Origin of the sequence: Paenibacillus sp. GYB006 (assembly GCF_036577645.1) — a bacterium.
Classification (GTDB): Bacteria; Bacillota; Bacilli; order Paenibacillales; family Paenibacillaceae; genus Paenibacillus.
Genome location: NZ_JARBDA010000064.1, coordinates 1 through 447, shown reverse-complemented (window position 1 = coordinate 447; position 447 = coordinate 1). Strand labels below are relative to the sequence as shown.

Below are 447 nucleotides of genomic sequence, written 5' to 3'. Positions count from 1 at the left end.
CAGCCGTCGAAGGTGGGGTAGATGATTGGGGTGAAGTCGTAACAAGGTAGCCGTATCGGAAGGTGCGGCTGGATCACCTCCTTTCTATGGAGAATCGTTTCCTGAAACGGAAACATTCAAATATACGGAAGCTAAGCTTCCAACACACTCACTCGTTGTTCAGTTTTGAGAGTTTAATCTCTCAAAATCACATGTATTCTTTATTCGCACATCCGTGCTGAACCAAAGAAAACATGGTTGTTGTTCCTTGAAAACTAGATAACGAAACAATTTTGCGATTTTAGAAATATCCTTTAAGCTGAACTTGTGTTAAACAAGTAAAGATTAATAGATTGCTTAGCGAAATTTTTGAATGATGAACGACTTTTGGCGAATGCCAACCGGAGTGAATCAGTCAAAAATGAGCATATGGTTAAGCTATTAAGAGCACACGGAGGATGCCTAGGC

Annotated in this window: 1 rRNA gene; it reads left to right on the top strand. The window is 40.5% G+C overall.

Features of this window, described 5'->3' with window-relative positions:
* Positions 1 to 84: ribosomal RNA gene (locus PV403_RS24955) — 16S ribosomal RNA — on the top strand; the annotation flags it as partial.
* Between the last annotated feature and the right edge of the window lie 363 nt (positions 85 to 447).